24 protein-coding genes are annotated in these 20660 nt (G+C 59.2%); 14 read left to right on the top strand and 10 right to left on the bottom strand.

Annotated elements, in window-relative coordinates:
• Window positions 1-63: 63 nt before the first annotated feature.
• Window positions 64-528: a glycine zipper 2TM domain-containing protein gene (locus EQV97_RS06980; protein ID WP_020798113.1), complete on the bottom strand. Its 465-nt coding sequence runs from the start codon at window positions 526-528 to the stop codon at window positions 64-66.
• Window positions 529-695: 167 nt separating this feature from the next.
• Between EQV97_RS06980 and EQV97_RS06985 the strand changes: the two genes are divergently transcribed.
• Window positions 696-932 carry a hypothetical protein gene (locus EQV97_RS06985; RefSeq protein ID WP_122837742.1) on the top strand — a complete coding sequence of 79 codons (237 nt, stop codon included), beginning with the start codon at window positions 696-698 and terminating at the stop codon, window positions 930-932.
• 5 nt (window positions 933-937) lie between these two features.
• On the opposite strand, the gene pdxH is transcribed toward EQV97_RS06985, so the two are convergent.
• From pdxH to dinG, 5 genes are all read right to left on the bottom strand, one after another.
• A complete protein-coding gene (gene pdxH, locus EQV97_RS06990) occupies window positions 938-1585 on the bottom strand; it encodes a pyridoxamine 5'-phosphate oxidase (protein ID WP_122837741.1) in 648 nt (215 codons plus the stop codon).
• Window positions 1586-1609: 24 nt separating this feature from the next.
• Window positions 1610-2716 carry an OmpA family protein gene (locus EQV97_RS06995; RefSeq protein ID WP_240888735.1) on the bottom strand — a complete coding sequence of 369 codons (1107 nt, stop codon included), beginning with the start codon at window positions 2714-2716 and terminating at the stop codon, window positions 1610-1612.
• A gap of 112 nt (window positions 2717-2828) precedes the next feature.
• Complete coding sequence (locus tag EQV97_RS07000; RefSeq protein ID WP_240888736.1) at window positions 2829-3974, bottom strand: beta-lactamase family protein; 1146 nt, start codon at window positions 3972-3974, stop codon at window positions 2829-2831.
• Between the two features lie 89 nt (window positions 3975-4063).
• Window positions 4064-6442 (bottom strand): beta-galactosidase, encoded by a 2379-nt coding sequence (locus EQV97_RS07005; protein ID WP_240888737.1) that lies wholly within the window; start codon window positions 6440-6442, stop codon window positions 4064-4066.
• 95 nt (window positions 6443-6537) lie between these two features.
• Window positions 6538-8682 (bottom strand): ATP-dependent DNA helicase DinG, encoded by a 2145-nt coding sequence (dinG, locus tag EQV97_RS07010; protein WP_122837738.1) that lies wholly within the window; start codon window positions 8680-8682, stop codon window positions 6538-6540.
• Window positions 8683-8781: 99 nt separating this feature from the next.
• On the opposite strand from dinG, the gene EQV97_RS07015 reads away from it, so the two are divergent.
• On the top strand, window positions 8782-9246 hold the full coding sequence (locus tag EQV97_RS07015; RefSeq protein ID WP_045061075.1) for a CopD family protein: 465 nt from the start codon (window positions 8782-8784) through the stop codon (window positions 9244-9246).
• 106 nt (window positions 9247-9352) lie between these two features.
• Here the strand turns inward: EQV97_RS07015 and EQV97_RS07020 are convergent, their stop codons facing one another.
• The 4 genes from EQV97_RS07020 to EQV97_RS07035 form a co-directional block, all read right to left on the bottom strand.
• A complete protein-coding gene (locus EQV97_RS07020) occupies window positions 9353-10111 on the bottom strand; it encodes a collagen-like triple helix repeat-containing protein (protein WP_045061076.1) in 759 nt (252 codons plus the stop codon).
• The gene (locus EQV97_RS07025) at window positions 10104-10382 is read right to left on the bottom strand and encodes a DUF1145 domain-containing protein (RefSeq protein ID WP_225570135.1); all 279 of its coding nucleotides are present in this window, start codon (window positions 10380-10382) and stop codon (window positions 10104-10106) included. Before EQV97_RS07025 ends, EQV97_RS07020 begins: the two co-directional genes overlap by 8 nt.
• Before the next feature lie 149 nt (window positions 10383-10531).
• Window positions 10532-11257: an OmpA family protein gene (locus tag EQV97_RS07030; RefSeq protein ID WP_122837736.1), complete on the bottom strand. Its 726-nt coding sequence runs from the start codon at window positions 11255-11257 to the stop codon at window positions 10532-10534.
• A gap of 91 nt (window positions 11258-11348) precedes the next feature.
• Window positions 11349-12044, bottom strand: a complete 696-nt coding sequence (locus tag EQV97_RS07035; protein WP_122837735.1) for an OmpA family protein — start codon at window positions 12042-12044, stop codon at window positions 11349-11351.
• Between the two features lie 191 nt (window positions 12045-12235).
• On the opposite strand from EQV97_RS07035, the gene EQV97_RS07040 reads away from it, so the two are divergent.
• The 12 genes from EQV97_RS07040 to EQV97_RS07095 all read left to right on the top strand — a co-directional run bounded on the left by EQV97_RS07040 (window position 12236) and on the right by EQV97_RS07095 (window position 20504).
• On the top strand, window positions 12236-12733 hold the full coding sequence (locus EQV97_RS07040) for a DUF6231 family protein (RefSeq protein WP_240888738.1): 498 nt from the start codon (window positions 12236-12238) through the stop codon (window positions 12731-12733).
• Between the two features lie 227 nt (window positions 12734-12960).
• Window positions 12961-14232, top strand: a complete 1272-nt coding sequence (locus EQV97_RS07045; protein WP_240888739.1) for a site-specific integrase — start codon at window positions 12961-12963, stop codon at window positions 14230-14232.
• Between the two features lie 28 nt (window positions 14233-14260).
• Complete coding sequence (locus tag EQV97_RS07050; protein WP_240888740.1) at window positions 14261-14638, top strand: hypothetical protein; 378 nt, start codon at window positions 14261-14263, stop codon at window positions 14636-14638.
• A gap of 124 nt (window positions 14639-14762) precedes the next feature.
• Window positions 14763-15386: a hypothetical protein gene (locus EQV97_RS07055; protein ID WP_240888741.1), complete on the top strand. Its 624-nt coding sequence runs from the start codon at window positions 14763-14765 to the stop codon at window positions 15384-15386.
• Window positions 15387-15528: 142 nt separating this feature from the next.
• Entirely contained in the window at window positions 15529-15852 is a 324-nt protein-coding gene (locus EQV97_RS07060) for a hypothetical protein (protein ID WP_240888742.1), read from the top strand.
• Window positions 15853-16141: 289 nt separating this feature from the next.
• Window positions 16142-16540 (top strand): hypothetical protein, encoded by a 399-nt coding sequence (locus tag EQV97_RS07065; RefSeq protein ID WP_240888743.1) that lies wholly within the window; start codon window positions 16142-16144, stop codon window positions 16538-16540.
• Window positions 16541-16576: 36 nt separating this feature from the next.
• Window positions 16577-17587: a hypothetical protein gene (locus EQV97_RS07070; protein WP_240888744.1), complete on the top strand. Its 1011-nt coding sequence runs from the start codon at window positions 16577-16579 to the stop codon at window positions 17585-17587.
• 250 nt (window positions 17588-17837) lie between these two features.
• Window positions 17838-18143 carry a hypothetical protein gene (locus EQV97_RS07075; RefSeq protein WP_232391562.1) on the top strand — a complete coding sequence of 102 codons (306 nt, stop codon included), beginning with the start codon at window positions 17838-17840 and terminating at the stop codon, window positions 18141-18143.
• A 2-nt stretch (window positions 18144-18145) separates the two neighbouring features.
• Window positions 18146-18613, top strand: coding sequence for a Rha family transcriptional regulator (locus EQV97_RS07080; RefSeq protein WP_232391561.1), 468 nt, complete (start codon window positions 18146-18148; stop codon window positions 18611-18613).
• 672 nt (window positions 18614-19285) lie between these two features.
• Complete coding sequence (locus tag EQV97_RS07085; protein ID WP_240888745.1) at window positions 19286-19762, top strand: YchJ family protein; 477 nt, start codon at window positions 19286-19288, stop codon at window positions 19760-19762.
• A 41-nt stretch (window positions 19763-19803) separates the two neighbouring features.
• The gene (locus tag EQV97_RS07090) at window positions 19804-20289 is read left to right on the top strand and encodes an LEA type 2 family protein (protein ID WP_240888746.1); all 486 of its coding nucleotides are present in this window, start codon (window positions 19804-19806) and stop codon (window positions 20287-20289) included.
• Window positions 20290-20294: 5 nt separating this feature from the next.
• A complete protein-coding gene (locus EQV97_RS07095) occupies window positions 20295-20504 on the top strand; it encodes an SEC-C metal-binding domain-containing protein (RefSeq protein ID WP_122837732.1) in 210 nt (69 codons plus the stop codon).
• Window positions 20505-20660: the final 156 nt, after the last annotated feature.

Raw genomic sequence — 20660 nt, forward strand, 5'->3', positions numbered from 1 at the left:
TTGTAGCAAAATAAAAAACCCCGACCAGTCTCCTGGTCGGGGTTTTCTTTTGAGCGGTTACGCTTAGTGCGAAACGCGGCTCGTACCATCCACGGTAGCGATCCGCACGCGCTCGCCGACACGGAACACTTCGTTCTCCTGAACCTGCTGCACGTAGGCGCGCATGCTGCCGTCGTCTTCGCGCACGGTGATTTCCACGCCCTGGGTACGGGTCAGGCCCTCTTCGGTGGCCGAACCCAGCAAGCCGCCGGCAACTGCGCCGATCACAGCTGCAACAATGCTGCCGCGACCGCCACCAATGGCGCTACCGCCGACGCCACCGACGACCGCACCGGCGGCACCGCCGATCGGGGTCTTGGTGCCTTCAATTTTTACCGGGCGCAGTGCTTCGATGGTGCCCATGCGAATCGTCTGCACGCGACGCGCTTCGTCACGGGAATAGGAGTCACCGGTCAGGCTCGATTGGCAGCCAGTGAGCAACATCGCCATCGTCGAAAAGGAAGCAACCAACAAAACAGACTTACGCATAGCATCAACTCCAAAGGACAGGTATTCATTAAACTCCGCAGCATGACGCCTGTCACGGCATCGCCCGGATAAAAGTGGTTTGATTCAGGGCACGTACAGGCGCCCCTCGAATTCACCACACAGTAGCGTCAAATTACGAGATCTGCGTCACCGACCCAAGGATTTTCATGGATTACTTCATCATTGTCGTCACCACTGTCGCCGGTTTGTACTTCCACTGGTGGCTGTACGTGCGGATCAAACGCTGGATGGACCGTGACCTGGCGTTAGCCCTGGCCGAAGGCGACGAAGGCAAAAAAGCCTTCATGCTCCAGCAACTGGCGAACGCTCAAGCGCAGGGGATCAAGCGTCGGGAATTGCCGCAGTGGCTCAAGGCCGCTGCGGCGAACTATCCCGCTCGGTAGACTGCTCAGGGTGCCAGACGTTCAAGAATCCAGTCGGCGCCCTGCAGGCGGTAGTTGAGGCGATCGTGCAGACGGCTCGGACGGCCCTGCCAGAATTCGATGCGCTCGGGCAACAGGCGATAACCCCCCCAGTGCTCGGGGCAATGCGGCTGCGTATCGCTGAAACGTTGCTCGGTGTTCTTGAGCAGCGCTTCCAGCTCGGCACGGTCGGCGATCACCCGGCTTTGCGGCGAAGCCCAGGCGCCCAGACGGCTGCCCAACGGCCGGACCTGATAGTAGGCGTCGGACTCCTCGGGAGACACCTTGACCACCCGCCCCTCGATACGCACCTGACGCTCCAGGGCCGGCCAGAAGAAGGTCATGGCAGCGAACGGATTAGCCGCCAGATGCTGCCCCTTGGCACTTTCGTAGTTGGTGAAAAACGTGAAGCCTTGCTCGTCCAGCCCCTTGAGCAGCAGGATCCGGCAATGCGGGCGCCCGTCCGGATCGACGGTGGCCAGGGTCATGGCATTGGCCTCCACCGGCGCCTGTTCGGTTTTCACCGCCTCGGCGAACCATTGATGGAACAACCCGAACGGCTCGGCCGGGGCTTGCGCCTCGGTCAGGCCGTCCCGGGTGTAGTCGCGACGCATATCAGCCAGGCCCTGGGTCATGGCGCATTCCTTTTGGTTAACGAATCACTTTTTTGCAGCGTCAGCAGCCGCGACTTTCTTGTCAGTGGCTGCCGCCTTGGCTTTGGCCGGCGCAGTCTTCTTGGCCGGCGTAGCGGTTTTAGCCGGGGCTTTCTTGGCAGGAGCCTTGGCTGCAGCTTTCTTGGCCGAGGCCTTTTTCGCAACCGGGACATCGGCTTTCTTCGCCGCAGGGGCCGGAGCGACAGGCGCCACCGCTGGCTTGACGTCCTGGGCCGCAACCATGCGCACGGGTGCCGGAGCCGGCATGTTGTACTTGCTCAACAAGGCAACCATGGTGTTCTGCGGAGTTACCAGCAGTTCCACACGACGGTTCAAGGCGCGCCCTTCGACGCTGTCGTTGGCTGCCCGCGGCGCTTCACTGCCCATGCCGCGCAGCATCAGACGATCACGTTGCAGGCCGCTTAGACGGAAGATTGCTGCAACGGCCTGGGCTCGCTCCTGGCTCAACTTGACGTTGGCCGGATTGGCACCGGAGGTATCACTATGGCCGAGCACCAGGACCGCAGTCTTGGGATCGACTTCGAGAATTTTAGCGACGCGGGTGAACGGGCCCAGGGTGACTGGTAGCAGCATGGCCGGGCGATCCGGGTTGAACGAGCCTTCGACCGGGGCGGTGACCACCAGCACGTTTTCACGACGCTCGAGTTGCAGGTTGCTGTCCTTGATCGCGGTGCGCAGGCGCGGTTCGTAGTCATCGAGCCAGGCTTGGGTGACTTTCGGATCAGGCATCGGTACAGCCTTGGCGACAGGCTGATCCTTGCCGCCAAACGGCCACCACCATTTTCCACCCGCTTCGGCTTCAGCCTTGGCCACTTCGACCGGCTTGGCTTCAACTTTCACGTCAGGGTTCTTGTCCAGAACTTCTTCCGAACCGAACGGCCAGTACCAGGGATTAGAGCTTTCGGCCTTGGCGACCGGTGCAGTCGCTGCGGGTTTGAGCGGGGCAGGCGCCGGGGTTGGCTCTTTTGCGGCAACTTTATCGGAGGAACCGAATGGCCACCAGCTACTGCCATCTGCGTCATTTTGTGGAGTCTGTGCGCAACCGGTGATGGCGAAGCACAGGGCCAGGGCGAAAGTTTTATTGGACGACATTGGATATCCACAAAATGAATTAACAAAAATCAGACCAGAATGGCCTGCATAAAGACACGCTTTGAAACCAGAAACGCTGTCAGGTTCCGCCCTGGAAGCCTGACGACCGGGTTTACAGACAAGTGGCCAGTACTCGCGCAAGGTTTTGCGCGCGGGGATCCATCAAGACGTACGGCCCCAGTGTATTTGTCACAAATCCGAAAGCAACATCATGTTCCGGGTCAGCAAAACCGATGGAACCGCCGGCACCCGGATGCCCGAACGCGCGCGGGCCGAGGCCATAGGTGGCATTGGGAACGTCCGGTTGATCGAGCATGCAGCCCAGCCCGAAACGGGTCCGGGTCAATAAAGTCTTGTCGTCGCCGACGCTGTGTTCGCGAGTCAGCTCGTCGAGCATTTCGCTTTCGAGCAGGCTGCCATCCAGCAGGCCGGCGTAAAACCCGGCCAGGCTGCGCGCATTGCCATGCCCATTGGCGGCCGGCTGCTGCATCCGGCGCCACTCCGGCTTATTGGTGCTGGTCAGGACCGACGGCGGATTGGTGAACGCGCGAGTGGTCATCGCCGTGGGTTCGCGCATCGTCACTTGCAGCAGGCGCTGGGCCGCGGCATCGCCGACATTGCCCTTGCCGCGGGCGATATGCGCCACCCGATGGAATTCTTCGTCCGCCAGGCCGACATGAAAATCCAGCCCCAGCGGCTTGGCCACTCGCGCCACAATCGACTCTCCGGGGCCCCGACCGTCGGCCCGCCGCAGCAATTCACCGACCAGCCAGCCATAGGTGATCGCGGCATAGCCGTGACCAGTGCCCGGGGTCCACCAGGGTGCTTCGGCGGCCAGGGCGTCGACCATGGTTTGCCAGTCGTAGAGGGCCTGCGGGGCCAGCACCTCGCGCAAGGCTGGCAAGCCTGCCTGATGGCACAGCAGTTGGCGCAGGGTTACCGATTCCTTGCCCGCCGCCGCGAACTCCGGCCAATAGCGAGCCACCGGTGCATCCAGTTGCAGCTTGCCTTCGGCAACCAGTTGCAGGGCAGTGACTGCGGTGAAGGTCTTGGTGCAGGAAAACAGGTTGGCAATAGTATCGCTATGCCAAGCCTCGCTGTCGTCCTTGTCGGCGCTGCCGGCCCAAAGATCGACCACCGTTTCCCCGCCAACCTGGATACACAAGGCTGCGCCACGTTCCTGGGGATCGTCGAACAATGCCGCGAATGCCTCGCGCACGGCTTCGAACCGGAGTTCGTAATGACCCTGAATCTGCACCCGCAACTCCCCTGACTCATGTTCTACAAAGTGGCCGCATTGTTCCAGCCATTGACGGTTTTGGGAACAGGTGCGGGCCGGGCGGTCGATTACTTGGCCGCCTTGCCGGCCTCGCCTTTACGCCCGCCTTCGGCATCATGGCCGGCCTTCTGCGCCGCGACCCGGGCCTTTTCAACTTCTTTGGCCAGTTGATAGACAGTCGCCAGGTTACTCTTGCGCACGCTGTCGACAAATCCCTGGAACGGTAGATCGGTGATGCCCACCAAGCCGAAGTGGCCATTCTCACCGTCCAGCAAGCGCCCGGTAACGGGTTGATCCAGGTACTGGAACCAATGCACCCCGACAATCGAGGGTTCCTTCAGCGCCTGCTTGAGGAAGTTCGCATAAGCCGGCCCGCGGTCCTCTTCTCTCGCCAGCTGTGTCACGCCTCCCCAGAACGGCCCGCGATCAGCCGAACCGAAGTTGAACTCGGTAATCAGCACGGGCTTGTCCAGGCTGCGCAGTTTCTCGAAGTCATAACCATCCTGCGGCTGCAGTGTGTACATGTTGAAGCTCAACACATCGCAATACTGGGCGCAGGATTCGACCGCTTCTGGCGTGCTGACGGCAAACCGGCCGCCCAGCAACAGCTGGTTGGGGGCGTGCCACTTCAGCGAGTCGGAGATGGTCTTGAAATAGGTGTCGGCGAAGACTTTCTGGAAGTATTTGAAGTCCGCCTCAATCTCGGGGTACTCCGCGCTCGGTTGCGGCGGTACGAACCCCGGGTCCTCCATCAGTTCCCAGGCCGGCAGGTCGATCCCCCAGGCTTTGGACAGGCCTGCCTGGTTGCGATACTTGTCACGCAGCTGCTTGAGAAACGCACGTTTGGCCGGGACATCGGTGGTCATTTTCAGAGTGCCGTATGCCAGCGCATAGCGGGCTTTCGGGTCATCGCCGGGGCCGGCCCAGGCCAGCTCGTTATCGGCGAAATAGCCAATCAGCCATGGATCATCACGATGATCGCGGGCAGCAATGGCCACGGCGCGTTCGGTGGCCATGGCAAATCGTGGGTCAAACGGATCGGGCATGCCGCCCCACCAGTCAGTTCCCGTACTGATGCTCGCGTAATCGCCGACGATCGATAAGGGCACGGTGTAGGGCACTCGTTCGGCATCACCCAGCATCGGCGCGCTCCAGTTGCCCACGGTGTTGAAACCCCAGGCTTGCAGGCGATCGAGGGTGTGGGCCGTCCAGCGTTTGTCGTCGAAGACTTGCGGCGCGCAAGGGGCGGCGGCAGGTTTCTCGGCCGCTTCGGCGTCGGCTTTGGCGGCATCGGCAACCCCGGCCTTGGTTTCGCTCGTCACAACGCACGGCTGGCCATACAGACGCTGCAGGTTGGCACCGTAAAAATCGTACCAGCGTCCGGCGTTGTTACCTCGCCCCTGATCCGCGCCGTTGCCCCCGCGGTTGTCGCCTTCGCCATAATGGCTCGCCAGCGGCTCATCGGGCTTGGGCAGGGACTCGAACATCCACTCGCGACCGGCAATGTAAGTCTGATTGACCTCCGGGGAAACAGTGTTCACGCCCAGGGAGTAGAACGGGTGGCCTTCAGGAGTGACGAGGTACCAACGCCCCTCGTGCTTCTCGCTGCGGAAAAATCCGCTGGCCTTGAATTGCGGGCCCTTGGTCCAGCCTCCAAACTTGTCCAGGGAAGATTTCTCGCGCTCTGCCAACCAGGTTTTCAGCAGTTGCTGTTCCTTGGCGGCGGCGCTTTTCAACTGATCATCGCCAGTGACTTTTTCCGGCCATTTGGCACGAGTCGACTGACCGTAGGCATCCACCAGACCGCCATACGCCGCCTGCACCACACCCTCGCCGTCCTGAACGCCAAAGCGTTCCAGCAGAATGCTCTGGGCCACTTTGGGTTGATCCATCGACAAGGTCACCGACACCACCTGGCTGCGATCCAGCTCTCCGGCGCTACTGGCCAGCAGTACTCGCTGACCATCGACGGTGATCGGCATCGGTGGCCCGGCTTTCATGCCCAGGCTCAGCGGCGAGCTCGGTTGCAGCGGCACCATCAAAGTCTGCGCGGGGCCAGCCGGCAGGTCGACCCGGCTGACCAGGGTCTTTCCATCATTGCTCTGGATTTTCACGTAAAGCGTCAGTGCCCAGCTCATGGCACTCTGGACGCGCAAGCTCATGACGCCCGACTGAGACCAGTCCCATGCACCGCTTTGCGGGGTCAGGCGCAGCGTCGGTTGTGCCACCGGATTGAATGTCACCCGGCGCAGTACCTCACCTTCGGCCGTCTGCTCCGCGTTGGACTGCGGCAAGCTGGCGTCCTGGGTCGCTACCTGAACAACGTCAGCGGGGCGCACAAAGTTGAACAGCGTCTGTTGACCGGCAGGGGCTGCCAGCAAAGGAGCTGTGAACATCAGGGCAAAAACCCCAGCAGGTAACGAATGGCGCAGCGAACGGCGAATCATGGGAACGAAGTTCTCCCTAACGACCAAAATGGGCCAGTGGAATATCGGTGGCAGAGGGATAGACAACGCGGCGGGCGAAATTGCCCACCGATGCCTCAGGAAATTTCACGACGGAATGGCGGCAACGCATTGAGAATGGCCTTGCCGTAACGCTGGGTAACCAGACGTCGATCGAGCAAGGTGATGGTGCCGCGATCCTCTTCGGTTCGCAGCAACCGCCCGCAGGCCTGGACCAGTTTGAGCGAGGCGTCCGGCACCGAGATTTCCATGAACGGATTACCGCCCCGGGCCTCGATCCATTCCGCCAGGGCGGCTTCAACCGGGTCGTCGGGCACCGAGAATGGAATCTTGGCGATCACCACGTGTTCGCAGTAGGCACCGGGCAAGTCCACGCCTTCGGCAAAACTTGCGAGACCGAACAGCACGCTCGAATCCCCGCCATCAACCCGCGCCTTGTGCTTGTTCAGGGTTTCCTGTTTGGACAGGTTGCCCTGGATGAACACTTGCTTGCGCCAGTCGCGATCAAGCCCGTCGAACACGTCCTGCATTTGCTTGCGTGAAGAAAACAGGACGAGGGTGCCGCGCGAACCTTCCACCAACTGCGGCAGGTCGCGAATGATTGCCGCAGTATGCGCTGGCGCGTCCCGTGGATCGGCCTTCAGGTCCGGCACCCGCAGCACGCCCGCGTCGGCATGGTGGAACGGACTGGGGACCACCGCCGTCACGGCTTTTTTCGGCAGCCCGGCACGCATGCGGAAACGGTCGAACGTGCCCAGGGCGGTCAGGGTCGCCGAGGTCACCAAGGCACCGTAAGCCACATTCCAGAGGTTGCGTCGGAGCATTTCCGCCGCCAGGATCGGGCTCGCGTTGACCTCGATGTCGAACAGCGAGCCGCTTTCGGCAAGAGTCAGCCAGCGCGCCATCGGCGGGTTGTCTTCGGGGTCCTCGGCGGTGAACGCGGTCCACAGCTCCCAGTTGCCCGTACAGCGGGACAGGAGGCTGCCGAACAGCGGGTACCACTCTTCGGCCTGATTGCTGGCGATGCCAATGTTGACCTCGCCGTCCATGCCCTCCTTCAACAATTCGGTGAGACGGTTGAACACGTCATTCAGGCGGGCGAAGCCTTTCTTCAGCTCGATGCCCATTTCCCGCATGTGCTCGGGAATCACCCCGCCGACAAAGCGATGCCGTGGTCGCTCACGACCTTCGACGTCTTCGCCCGGCTTGAAATCGGCCACCTGTTCACAGGCGGTAAACATGAACTGCTGCTGGGTCTTGATTTCCCGCGCGAGTTCCGGCACCTGCTCGATCAGCTTGCCCAGGTCGCCTGGGAGCGGGTGCTGGGCGAGTAATTTGGTGAGGTTCTTGGCGGTCGTCTCCAGCCAGTCGGCCGTGGAGCGCAGACGCGTGTAATGGGCGAAGTGACCAATCGCCTTGTCTGGCAGGTGATGACCTTCGTCGAAGACGTAGATGGTGTCGCGAGGGTCCGGCAGGACGGCGCCGCCCCCCAGTGCCAGATCGGCCAGCACCATGTCGTGGTTGGTGACGATGACGTCGACCTTGCCCATGCCTTCGCGGGCCTTGTAGAAGGCGCACTGGCCGAAGTTGGGGCAATGGCGGTTGGTGCACTGGCTGTGATCGGTCGTGAGGCGGGCCCAGTCGGCGTCTTCCAGGGCGGTGGACCAGCTGTCGCGATCGCCATCCCACTTATTGCCGGCAAGCTTCTCGATCATGCTGGTGAACAGCTTCTGGCTGGCTTCGTCGACCTCGATGCGAAAGCCTTCCTCTTCGAACAATTGCGCCGTAGCCGTTTGCGCGTGGCCTTCCTGCAACAGCATGTCGAGCTTGGACAGGCACATATAGCGCCCCCGGCCCTTGGCCAGGGCGAAGCTGAAATTCAGCCCGCTGTTGCGCATCAGGTCGGGCAGGTCCTTGTAGACGATCTGTTCTTGCAGCGCCACGGTCGCCGTGGCGATCACCAGGCGCTTGCCGGCGGCCTTGGCCGTCGGTATCGCCGCCAGGCTGTAGGCCACGGTTTTACCGGTACCGGTGCCGGCTTCCACTGCGACAATCGCAGGGTCGCCACTGCGCCGGCCCTCGTCGTCGGTGTCGATATCCCCGAGGACTTTGGCAATTTCGGCGATCATCAGGCGTTGGCCGTAGCGCGGTTTTAGGCTCTTGGCCTCGAGAAAACGCGAGTAGGCGCCCTGGATCGTGGTTTTGAGTTCGGTGCTGATCATGGATAGTCGGGCGCAAAAAACGCTGGATAAATTTTCAGTGGTTCGGTTCGGCCGCTATCATACCCCGCTAATTAATCCCGCGCAGAACGGAGTACCCAAATGACACTTTTTGCCATCGTTTACAGCCTTCATGTCCTGTCGGCCCTGGTATGGGTCGGCGGCATGTTTTTCGCCTGGATGGTCTTGCGCCCGGCGGCCATGAAGGCGCTGGAGGGCCCTGCCCGGCTGAAACTGTGGGTCGAGGTGTTCAGCGGTTTTTTCCGCTGGGTCTGGGTCGCTGTGGTGGTGTTGCCGATCAGCGGCGTGGGCATGATTCACCTGCAATATGCCGGTTTTGAAAGCGCGCCGCGTTATGTGCAGGTGATGATGGGGTTGTATGTGGTGATGACGGCGCTGTTTATTCGCATCCAGGCGCTGATGTTGCCCGAGCTGCGCACGGCCGTGGCGGCGCAGGACTGGCCGGCTGGCGCCGGGATTTTGGGAAGGATTCGCCGGCTGGTGGGGATCAATCTGCTGGTCGGGTTGCTGCTGGTTGCAATTGCGGCGGCTCGACCGATGTTCTGAGTCGGCGGGGCGGACACCATCGCGGGCAAGCCTTGCTCCCACGGGTTTTCATCGCCCTATGGGAGCAAAGCGTGCTCGCGATGACCATCACAGGATCACAACAATCCTACAACCGCTGCACAGTCACCGAACCCGCTGCCCCTGCAGGCCCAGGTTGACCATCGACACCAGGACGACCGGCCTTGCCGCCATCGGCGCGATAAACAATGCAGCCTTTGGATTTGCCGCCCGCACCTGGCTTGCCACCGGGGCCAGCGAGACCACCCGCACCGCCGGCCACCTCGACCTTGATCTGCTCGACCGGATAATCGCGCGGCACTTCCAGCCTGACCAGCGCACCGGGCGCACCAGCCTGGCCGTCGCTGCCATTACTGCCGTCCGCGCCGCGACCAGCCTGGCCCCAGGTGCACCCCGGTGCCTGGCCGTTGGCGCCATCAAGTCCGACGAACCCTGGTGCCCCCGCCCCACCACGGGCGTCCACCGCCAACTGTGGGGCATTCAACGCCTTGATCTGCAAGTTGAGGTTGCGCCCCGACCGGGCCGCCTTGAGGTAGGTACCCGGCGCACCGCGGGCCGTGATCTGGCTGCCCTCGGACAACTCGGCACGACTGACCTTCAGGTCGAGCGCCTGCTCGCTGGGCACAATGGCGATCCGCGCTTCGCGCCCCAAATGCAGTTCGCCCACCGTGACTTCGGTAACGTTCGAGGGAATCAGCAAGGTGCCGTAGTCGGCTACTTCCAGTCGCTCCAGGGACAACGTGCTCGCGGTGTTGGGCAAGCGCATCAGCGAGTTGGTTTCGACGCTCACTACCTGGGCGCAAGCCAGTGGACTGATAAATGCGGCGAGCAGACAGAGATTACGCATGGGAAGCCTTCGATACGGTCGGAGCCGGAATGGTTTGCAGGTGATATACGCCGAAAAACAAAATCTTCAGGCGATCACGCCACGGATGGGCGCGACCTTTGAGGCTGCGATTACACAGCAGCACCTCCAGAAGATGCAGAACGGCCAGCAGGCCACCGGTCACGGGGACCAGCAAATTCAGCGGGAAGACGAACGGCATGAGCCAGTTGACTGCCACTACCGCCCAGAACAACAGGGTCAGCAGCTTCCATAGCCCCCAGAACACCTTCATACGCTCTCCCGATGAGAATTATTCTTTGCGCGCACAGTAACGGCTTCCGCGCGGGATAAGCCAGAGGGCAATCGAACTTTCTTCACGAAGGCCGCCGAATGGGCCGCCCGGACGCTCGACGGCATCGGCGGACGGCTCTGTTTCGGGCACTAGCGGTTTATGTGCAGTTCCACGCGGCGGTTTTTCGCCCGTCCTTCGTCCGTATCGTTGTCGGCGACAGGCTCACGTTCACCTCGCCCCTCACTGGTGAGTTTGTTCGGCGCCAGACCCTGGCTCAGGAGATAATCGGCGACGCTGCTGGCGCGACGTTCCGAGAGTCCCTGGTTATAGGCATCAGACCCCACGCTGTCGGTATGGCCGATGACCTTGATGCTGACCACGTCGGCGTTCTGCAATTTACTCATCAGCGAATCCAGTTCGCTGCGGGCCGCTGGCGTCAGGTCGGACTTGTTGAAAGCGAACAGAACGTCATTGGCATCACTCAGCGTCACGACTTCGCTCGGGGTCGGTGCAGGTTCGGCGGGTTTCACGCTGGCCGGGTATTGCGGCAGCGGGCAACCATGGTGTTCGACAGGGGTATTGGCGGGCGTATCCGGGCAACGATCACGGCGGTCAAATACACCGTCGTCATCTTCATCGCCATCCTGGGAGTAGCAGATCAGGCCACCGGTCAGGATGCCCAGGGCTGCGCCACCTCCCGCCCAGCCGGCACTTTCAATGGCGCCCAGGCCTCCGCCGACCAGGCCGCCGATAAGGCTGCAAATTGGCCAGGTACGTTGATTCAAGGGGGCAGTGCCATCGCTGTGGGTCGCGCAACCGGTCAGCAGGCTGCCAAGCAGCAGAACCGGTAGGACGGTCCTTGTGAGAACACTCATATTGAAAGCTCCTGTGTTACCGGCCCATACCGGTTACACAGGAGTAAAGACCCGCATCCGCGACTGCACAAGCCGCGGAGTGCGAGGGGCATCAACGATTGATTTTGATTTCCGTGCGACGGTTCATCGCGCGTCCGTCTGCCGTTTTGTTATCGGCCACTGGCTGGCTCTCGCCGGCACCGGCCACCGATACGAAGCTGCTGCGCGGTACGCCACTGGAAATCAGGTACTCAACCACCGAATGTGCGCGTTTATCCGACAGTTTCTGGTTGTAGGCATCGCTGCCCACACTGTCGGTATGACCCGTCACAGTCAGTTGTGCGCTGGAGGATTCCTGTTTCAAGCGAGTAGCAATCTTGTCGAGCACTTGTTTGTCGGAAGGAGTGAGCGTCGCCTTGTCGAACTGGAAGTGCACATCACGCACGACGATGACTTCTTCCTTGACGACTACCGCCTCTTCGACCACGGGTGCTGGCACCGGTGGCGGGCAACCGTCAGCATCGACCTGCACGCCTCTAGGCGTACCCGGGCACTTGTCGCGACTGTCCGGCACGCCATCACCGTCTTCGTCGCCATCACCGTGAACCCAGCAATAGGCCGCTGCCGTACCACCGATCAACAGCGCGCCATAGCCTGCCCACGCCGAGCTCTCGGTTGCACCAAGACCCGCACCGACGACACCACCGACCGCCGCACAGGTCGGCCAGTCGGTTTTCTGCAAACCTGCGCAACCAGTCAACACACTGGTTAGCAGAACCAAGGGTAATGCTGTCCGAACTATGCTCATCTAGTTTTCTCCTGAAGGATCGGCTTAGAACCGATTCAGGGAGTAAAGACCGGAGTTTTAATCTCCGCCAGCAATAGGCCAACGCTGATTTGCCTCCCGTTCTCCGTGGATCGATGCATTTGCCTCAATAGAGCGCTAGGCCCGGACCTTCGGGCAGGCTAGTCTTGGCAGACGCTGATTGAGGATCCTTGATGATTGCCGGTATTTCTTCGCGCACGCCGCAACAGGCGCTGGCCGCCTTGCTTGATCGATACGCCCCCGCACGCCTGCTACTGATAGGTGCCAGTGAATTTCCCGCGCTCGAGGCCTTCAAGCTCGCGCACCCCGACAATTGCGTGGCCCACGCTGCACCAGGGCTGTTGCCTGCGGAGCTGGCGGCACGCCGGTTCGACCTGGCGGTGGTGGTCGATTGCCTGGAACACCTGCCCAAGCGCGACGGTCTGAATTTGCTTGGAGGCATCCGCAATCTCAACGCCAGTCGTATCGCGGTGCTGGCTGACCTGCACGCCAGCGGCTGGCAGGAAACGGACTTTTTCTCCCTGGCCCTGCAAGCCAGCGAGCGGTTTCAGCGCGACGATCAGGTGGTGACGCTGTTCACCTATGATCTGCTTGACTACAAACAGGTACCTGACTGGCTCAACTCGAGGTTCTGGGCCAACCCGGAAATGTTTGGGAAGTACTGGTGGTAAACCTATGAATATCAAGGGCTTACCTAACCATGACCACCAGCATTGCTATGCCCGTGCAGGGCCAAGTGTCACCAGCCTGTCACCAACCATGTCACCAACGACCAGCTCAGGACCTCTCTGTCTGGCATTACAGGCGCTCAGGGATCTACTACCTGAGGGTCCGTCCACGGGGTTGCTCTGCCCGTAGTCTCACCATCTCTCTCAGATCAACCGATAGGCCGACCGCTATGCAGTTCTCCAAGGACATCCTCAAGACATTGGCTGTGTTCCACCTCGACCAGCCTGAGGCTTCATGGGAGGACCTCAAGGAACGCCTCAGGGAGATCGCTGAGGATGCCCTACAGAGCCATAGCGAGGACTCGCGGGGCCATTACATGGAGATTTATGACCAGATGAGCAACCACCTCGCTGAGGCAGCCTCGCTTGGTCGATTCACTGGGAGCCAGCAACGAGCTATCGGCACAGGCCAACGGGTTCTCAGGGCTGCTCAGGAACGTCTTGGGGGTCGCCCTCAGGAACTCACGGACATCATTGGGGAGCTATCTTGTAGCACGTCTGTAGCCCCTTTCGTGTCCCTATCTGTATTACCGTCTGGGGAGCCGACAACCTTTGAGACCCTCTCAGGGCTCTATCTGGCTGAGCGTAAAGGCAACGTGAAAGCGACCACCTACAACTCAGTTACATCAGCCTGCCGGACTCTCACCGGCCTTCTTGGAGACTTAGACCTCAAGACCCACACACGGGCTGATATGGTCGAGCTGAAAGAGAAGGTCGTTGCTGGCCGTAAGCCCCTGACATCTAACAAGCTCCTGACCCAGCTCTCAACGGTCATGGCTTGGGCAGTAAATAATGGTTATCTCGAACGCTCTTTCGATAAAGGGCTGAAGATTGAGAGAGGCGCTGAGAGCACCCGTAAGCCATTCAGTCAGGAACAAGTGGCAACGATCATGGAATCTGCCAACGCCCTCCCTGTAAACGATTGGAAGCGTTGGGGGATGTCTCTGGGGGTTCTTACAGGGGCACGCATAGGCGAGCTATATCAGCTAACCAAGGAGGACGTGCGCCAGATAGACGGCATCACCGTTATCGACATCAACAAAGATGAAAACGGTGGCAAATCGACGAAGACCGAGTTCTCCGTGAGGCTGGTTCCATTGGTCGATGGGGCCTATGGGTTTGACCTTGTGGCCTTCAATGAGTGGGTCAAGGGGAGTCAAGGCAGGCTGTTCACCCAGAAAAAACATTACTTCGACAAGCCGCTCAATGAATCCCTTAGGAAGCCTCTGGGATTGAAGCCGGGCAGTGATCAGTCGTTTCACTCATTGAGGCATTCTCTGTCCGGACTGCTGAAGGCCGCTGCGACCCCTGAGGTAATCGCTCAGAGCATCACCGGGCATAGCGCAGGGAACATCACCTATGACCTTTACGCGGGTTCTCAGAAACTCCCTGTGAAGACCCAACATGAGGCACTACTGAAAGCGTTTTCGATGGCTAAGTGATACCATCAAGGTTTCGAATGGAGGCGCTATGAGAAACCTTGATCTTTATGGAATTCAGAAAGTAAACACCGAATTGCATCAGCGAGCTGTCGTTGTTGATCGGATAGCCTCCCTTGGAGAAAAGACAGCTCGCATCATGGCGTGGCAGTGTTTCATCCAAGATCAGATCCAATTGGATGACAGCAATGAGCGAACCGCTAACCTTGCCCGCATCAAGCATGGCGAGGCTATCGCTGCATTCTGGGAGACTGGCGAAGAAATGGACATTGATTCCAACACTTTCGTCTCCCACTTCTTTGATGAGCTGGGAGTCATCAACAAAAAAGTTACCAAGAAAGGCGTGCAGATCGTTTTCTATGTATTCGTCGCGCTCGGGCTGTTCGGTCTTTACAAACTTTTTGTTTAACTGATTTGGGGACCAGTTGGCGCTGGATCACCTTCAACAAATCAAAGCCCGGTAATTGCTGGCCTTAGGATCGGTGTCGTTAAAACCCCTCACTGTTGCGACCAACAACATGAGGACCGATCCAATGACCCTACTTATCCAACCGGGACCGCTTCACCGCCACGTCGATCACGACACGGGCCACATCCTTCATATCGACCCCATCACAGGGGAGGCCGTTACTCGCAAAGAGATGGTCCGGCTTAAAAATCCTGAAGCCCAGTATCAAGCATGGGCAGTCGAGCGCCGAGCCGATGAGGCCCTCTTGGAGGACCACCAACGGGCAACCCGAGCCAAGCCCAGCGATTCCAGCGCTTCCCCTATCGAAGCCCCCAAGCGAGGCCGTGGGCGTCCCAAGACCAACTATGCGAACCCTGTCGCTACCTACATGCAGCTCCTTGCCGTGCCCAATCCTCTGCCATGGGTAGACGACATCGTTACCGGGTCGATCATCACGAGTGCCGGAGTCACCAACGGGAAGATCAACGTCAAGGCCCGAGCGGTCATCGGTGCGTTGTTCCTTTCGGAGATCACAGCGGACGCCTGCCAGACCAGTGAGATCAGCTTGAGGACTGCCCAGCGAATCGCCAAGGCTGCCCGACACGCTGCTCACGGGATCGCTTCGTATGTGGATAGACATCCTGGGATCAAGGCTGAGATTGGTGCTGAGATTGGCTTGGAGGCTCTATTGCGGGCTTCTTCGACTTAACGCCGGATAATATAAAGATAAATCTTAACGCCCCCCTTTCAGCTCATCGACAACTGACCGACCAGCCTCAAAGAGAGAGGGGTAGTGATAATAATCACCCCTCCCTTTATTCATCTCATCGACATCTTTAAGGAGGTCCAGCATGACCAGCTACCAAGCCACCGATACGCTTACTGAAGACGACCTGATCGCCCTGTCTCGTGTCTTCCCCACGCCTTCACGTCCCCAATTGGTCGTCGTTAAGAATCTGCTCAATGATCGACACGCCACCTACAGAACCTATGAGAACGGGATGGTCTGCTTTGACGTTGACGCTCTGCTCAAAGAGGTCTCCTTCCGGGGCTCCCCAAAGACAGCCTTGAGGGTGTCAGAACTGGTCTCGCTTGGGGTCAGTCTTCAGGCTCTCGCTAAGACGCCCCTGAGCATCCCAATGGCCGGAAAAGACCCTATCACGGTCAGGCTTTGAGGTGGCCTGTCAAGGTGTCGTTTAAAACCCCTCACTATTGGGACAGACCTTTAACCCAATAAAAAAGATTCCTTCCCAGCCACAAGCGACCGTCGCCACGGTTGTCCTTCAGATGCCCTCTCAGGCTTGCCATGTCCTGTGATCAAGCATCAGCAATAAATACCCAAACCCCAGAACCTTTTGATCGACCTTGGAAGATGCCCATGAGGCTCCCTCCTTGGCCGTCTGGTCGTGCGCGTCTATGGCGCCAAGGTCGAATCAAAGGGTCACCTATAGGAGATCCAAACCAATGAACATCACCATCACCAACGTCCTGAAGAACGAAGTAACTGTGTCGGGCCAGACCCTCAGCCGTGAATACGTCGAGAACGTAATGCTGCCCTTGCTGATGGCCCAATGTGGCCGGAACAACGGCGCTAAGTTCGGAGTGATCAAAGCCTTCGAGGAAGCCGGTCTGTCTCTCAAGGCCATCCAAGAGGACGCTCTGACCTACTTCGAGACCAAGCGCCAAGAGGTAGAGCGTAAGGCCCGCGAGCAACGTGAGGCCAACGAACGTGCCGAGCGCCTCCGTGAGCATACGCCCCGTGAGATCGCCCAAGCGCAAGCTGATCGAGAAGCCCGAGCCGCTGCCATTCGTGAGCATGGTGCCCAGATTATGGCGGCACGCTCCCGTAACTCTGGCTACTAACCCACCACCATCATCTTATTCAGGAGAACCATTCCGATGAAACCTAATCAATACGTTGCACCGCATGTAGACACCGTTAAATGGAACATCAACGCCATTGACGATAACAACGCTTCGATCCACTTCAGCACTACGGATGTCCGAGCGGAGACCCTTGCGGCGACCGATCCGTCTGTCTATGTGCAGGCCCTCGTGGAGGCCGCTGAGGACCATTTAAACGGAGATGACTGGCGTGAGGCTGCCATGGAGGCAACCCCTTGTGAGTTCCGTCCGGCTGGCTCTGAGGCCACTGGTCAACAGATCATCACCATGGCAGACCGTACCGTTAAGTTCGACCCTCGCAAGAACTGGGACAACCAGAAGATCAGCAAAGGCGAAGTCCTGGCCGGGTCTGTGATCTTCACTGAGCCAACGAACACCGCTCTGGTCATTAGCCACCGTGTAACCATCCTTGATCACAACATTCAGGCAGGCTGGACAGTAGGATCTTTGGCTCAGACCGCTGAAAAGATCCTTGAGGACATCCAATTGAGCGCTGCGGGTAAGATCGCTGGCATCCTCTCGACTGCGCCGAGCACTGAGCCGGTCTCTGAGGCCAAGCCAACTGGCAAGCCCATGGAGATCGCTGAGGATCTTATCGACATCTTGACGGCTCACATTAACCAGACTGTTGGTCACGAGCTTTCCGACTTCGTGGTCCTGCTGCCTGTGAGCCTCGTGGGAGTGCTCAACCGTGCTGCTCAACGGGCTGGCGTGGGAGACATTGAGGACCTCATTGGGACCTCTGTGCAGCCTTACAGCGGGACTGACTACGGTATCTTCCTGCTGCCCAAACACTTCACCTCGCTGAGCTACCGCGAAGGCCGTGATGGCAACGTGTGGAAGATCGAAGCGACCCGTAACGCTGGCCGTCAGGCATGGGACCTTGAGATCATGACCGTGGTGGACATCGTGGCTAACGGCAAGGTCAAGGTGAAACTGACCGCCGATGGTCTTCAGACCGAGATGGTGGCGTTCCCGATGATCACCAACATCAAGCTGACCTGACCTCTGATCTACAAGCGCCCCGTAAGGCCGGACCTCAAGAGGGACCGGGAGGGGCGCTGGTATCCGGTAATACCCTCACTAAGGCAGCACACCCTCGCCTTGAGTAGCCGACCTATCTGCCCGTCGCTGGGCATCCATCTAATCGAAAGTCTTTCTGTTTGCTCTCTGTGCCACCGGCAGAACCCTTGTCTGGGGTCTTTCGGCTGCCCGTGGGAGCGAACTCAGAGAGCAAACATAAGGAAAACAGACAATGACCATGAATAACGCATACACCTTTCAGAACGTCCCCAAGGCTCTCCATGGCTTTCAATCGACCGTTAACGGCTTGCCCGGCTTGTCGTACTACGAGATCGCCGAGATCACCTCTAAGGACTTCGATGAGGTTCGTTGGGAGGTCTCAGAGATGCTCAGGGAGATCGGCTCAGATCAAGCGCCGGTAATGGTCCTTGATAAGGCACTGGCTTTCACCTTCCTGATTAGCCAATCGAGGAAGATGCCTTACAGGACGGCGTACCTAATCGTATGCCGACTGTGCCAACTTGAATGGGAGGTATGAACATGACCGCCAATACAGCAACCATCTTCGAGAACATCTCCAAGGCCGGAGCGGTATCCCCAACGACCCTCAACGGCTTACCCGGTATGTCGTCCTTGGAGATCGCTGAGATCACCGGCAAGCGCCATGACCATGTACTCCGAGACATCCGAAAGATGCTCAACGAACTGGAAAAGGAGACCCCAAATTTGGGGGCACCTCAGTGGGTCGAGGCCAGCTATCAGTCCAGTCAAAGCAAGCTATTACCGCTGACCATCCTCGACAAAGAGCTGACCTTTACGCTGCTCTCCCGATATTCCTTCAAGCTGTCCAACATGATCGTCAAGCGCTGGCTTGAACTGGAAGGCTCAGGGTTTGAACGTGTGTCGATACAGGCTGCTGTGGTTCACCTGCTCGACCGAGAGAAGGACAACTATCGAGTCGCAATGAGGGACATCAGGACCGCTGCAAGGCGTCTCAAGGCCCGCTGAGAGTTGAATGACACTTCCTCAAACGAAGCGTGACGGGCTATGCTGAATGACTAACTTGTCCTGACGAGACGCCTCCATGAGTGTCACGCTGTGTTACACCTACAAGGGTAAACGGGTAGTAACCAAAGTGCCTGTCGAGTCTCTGACTCCACATGCGGCGCTATGCTATGCCTTGCTTCAATCAGGCGCCTCTGACGACCAATCCCAAGGGAGTTGGCCGCATTCATATGAGCGCCTCCTTGAGGTAGCCCTGCAACACGAACTCACAGACGTTCGCTTTCACAAGTCACTCTAATCCCTCAAGGAGAACCCCATGGACCACCTACAGGCCCTCTACTGGGTCTGTCTGGCCGTGCAACTGGGGTTCTGGTTGTGGTCGCATAGACCACCCTAAGGCCCTTTGAGAATCTGACAGAAAAATCTGAAAGGTCACCATTACAAGACTTCCCGCGCTGGCTCCCCCGTAGGCCCTCGCATGGGTGCCGGTGGGCGCGTTAAGGACCCCGGTTAATTCACCCTTGCGGTCTTGCTGTCTGTCACCAACACTGTCACCAGCTTTGTCACCAAACTCCTTGAGGTCCTCTATGAAGCCCGCTACGCTTGGCCTGCCGCCATACCCCACTCAGTTCTGGGCCAATCCGGAGAATTTCGGGAAATATTGGTGGTAACGCAATGAGTACATCGATTTGCCCTTGCGGCAGCGGCACCCTGCTGGACGCCTGCTGCGGTCATTATCACGCAGGCCACCCCGCCCCGTGCGCCGCAGCATTGATGCGTTCGCGCTATAGCGCCTATGTGCTGGGCCTGATCGACTATCTGGTGGCCACCACCCTGCCCGCACAACGGCCCGGCCTGGATCGCCAGTCCATCAGTGACTGGAGCGCCAACAGCACCTGGCTGGGTCTTGAAGTGGAGAGCTCGGAAGTCTTTGGCGGGCAGCCGGAACATGCTTTCGTGACCTTTACCGCACGCTGGCATGACAGTACCGGGGAGCACAGCCATCGCGAGCGCTCCTCGTTTGTGCAAAACGCCGGGCAGTGGTATTTCATCGATCCGACCGTGCAACTCAAGGCCGGCCGCAACGATGCCTGCCCCTGTGCCAGCGGCCAGAAATTCAAGAAGTGCTGCGCGGGCTATTTCGGCAGTTGAGGCATGACCTGCATCACCTGCAGGCCCAAGGAAAAATTATCATGATCGCCCGGCGCATCGTCCTCCACCTGCTGACTTTGAGCCTCGTTCTCGGGCTAGGCGGCTGTGCGTCCTGGTTCAGCAGCGACGAGCCGGAACCGCAACTGCATCTGGTGAAGGTGGAAGTGATCCGCGCCAAATTGCTGGAGCAGAAATTCCTCCTGCACTTTCGAGTGGACAACCCAAACGACAGCGACCTGACGGTACGCGGCCTCGAGTACCGTATTCATCTGGGTGACATGCTACTGACCGAGGGTGAACACGAACACTGGTTTACTGTGGGGCCCAAGCGCAGCGCTTATTTCAAGGTGCCGATCCGCACGAATCTGTGGCCAAAAATCCGCGACCTGGTGAAATTGCTGAAAAAACCCGGTCAGCCCATCCCTTACCGTCTGGAAGGAGAGATGGAAACGGGTTTATTCATCGCTCACTACGTGCACGTAGCGCGCAATGGCGTGATAATCCCAGCCGATTTAATTCCGGAGTAAACCTGATGACCCAGCAACCCCATGTTCATGGCCCCGACTGCAATCACGATCATGATCAGCACGATCACCATGATCACGACCATGGCCATGTCCACGGCCCGAATTGCGGCCACGCCCACCAGGAGCCGGTGCGCAACGCCTTGAAGGACGTCGGTCGCAACGACCCTTGCCCTTGCGGCAATGGCAAGAAATTCAAGAAGTGCCACGGCGCCTGATCGGGTCGTTCACCGTTACCCTGTGGGGGCGAGCCTGCGCGCGGCAGCGTCGAACCCGACGCACCGCGTCGCGGCGATGGCCAGCAAGCCGTCCCCTGCAGAATTTGCGCTGTCGCCACCACCATGGTGGATTCGCCGCGTCCCGTGAACGTCCTT

The sequence above is a fragment of the Pseudomonas sp. TMW22090 genome (assembly GCF_022496665.1).
GTDB lineage: Bacteria > Pseudomonadota > Gammaproteobacteria > Pseudomonadales > Pseudomonadaceae > Aquipseudomonas > Aquipseudomonas gregormendelii.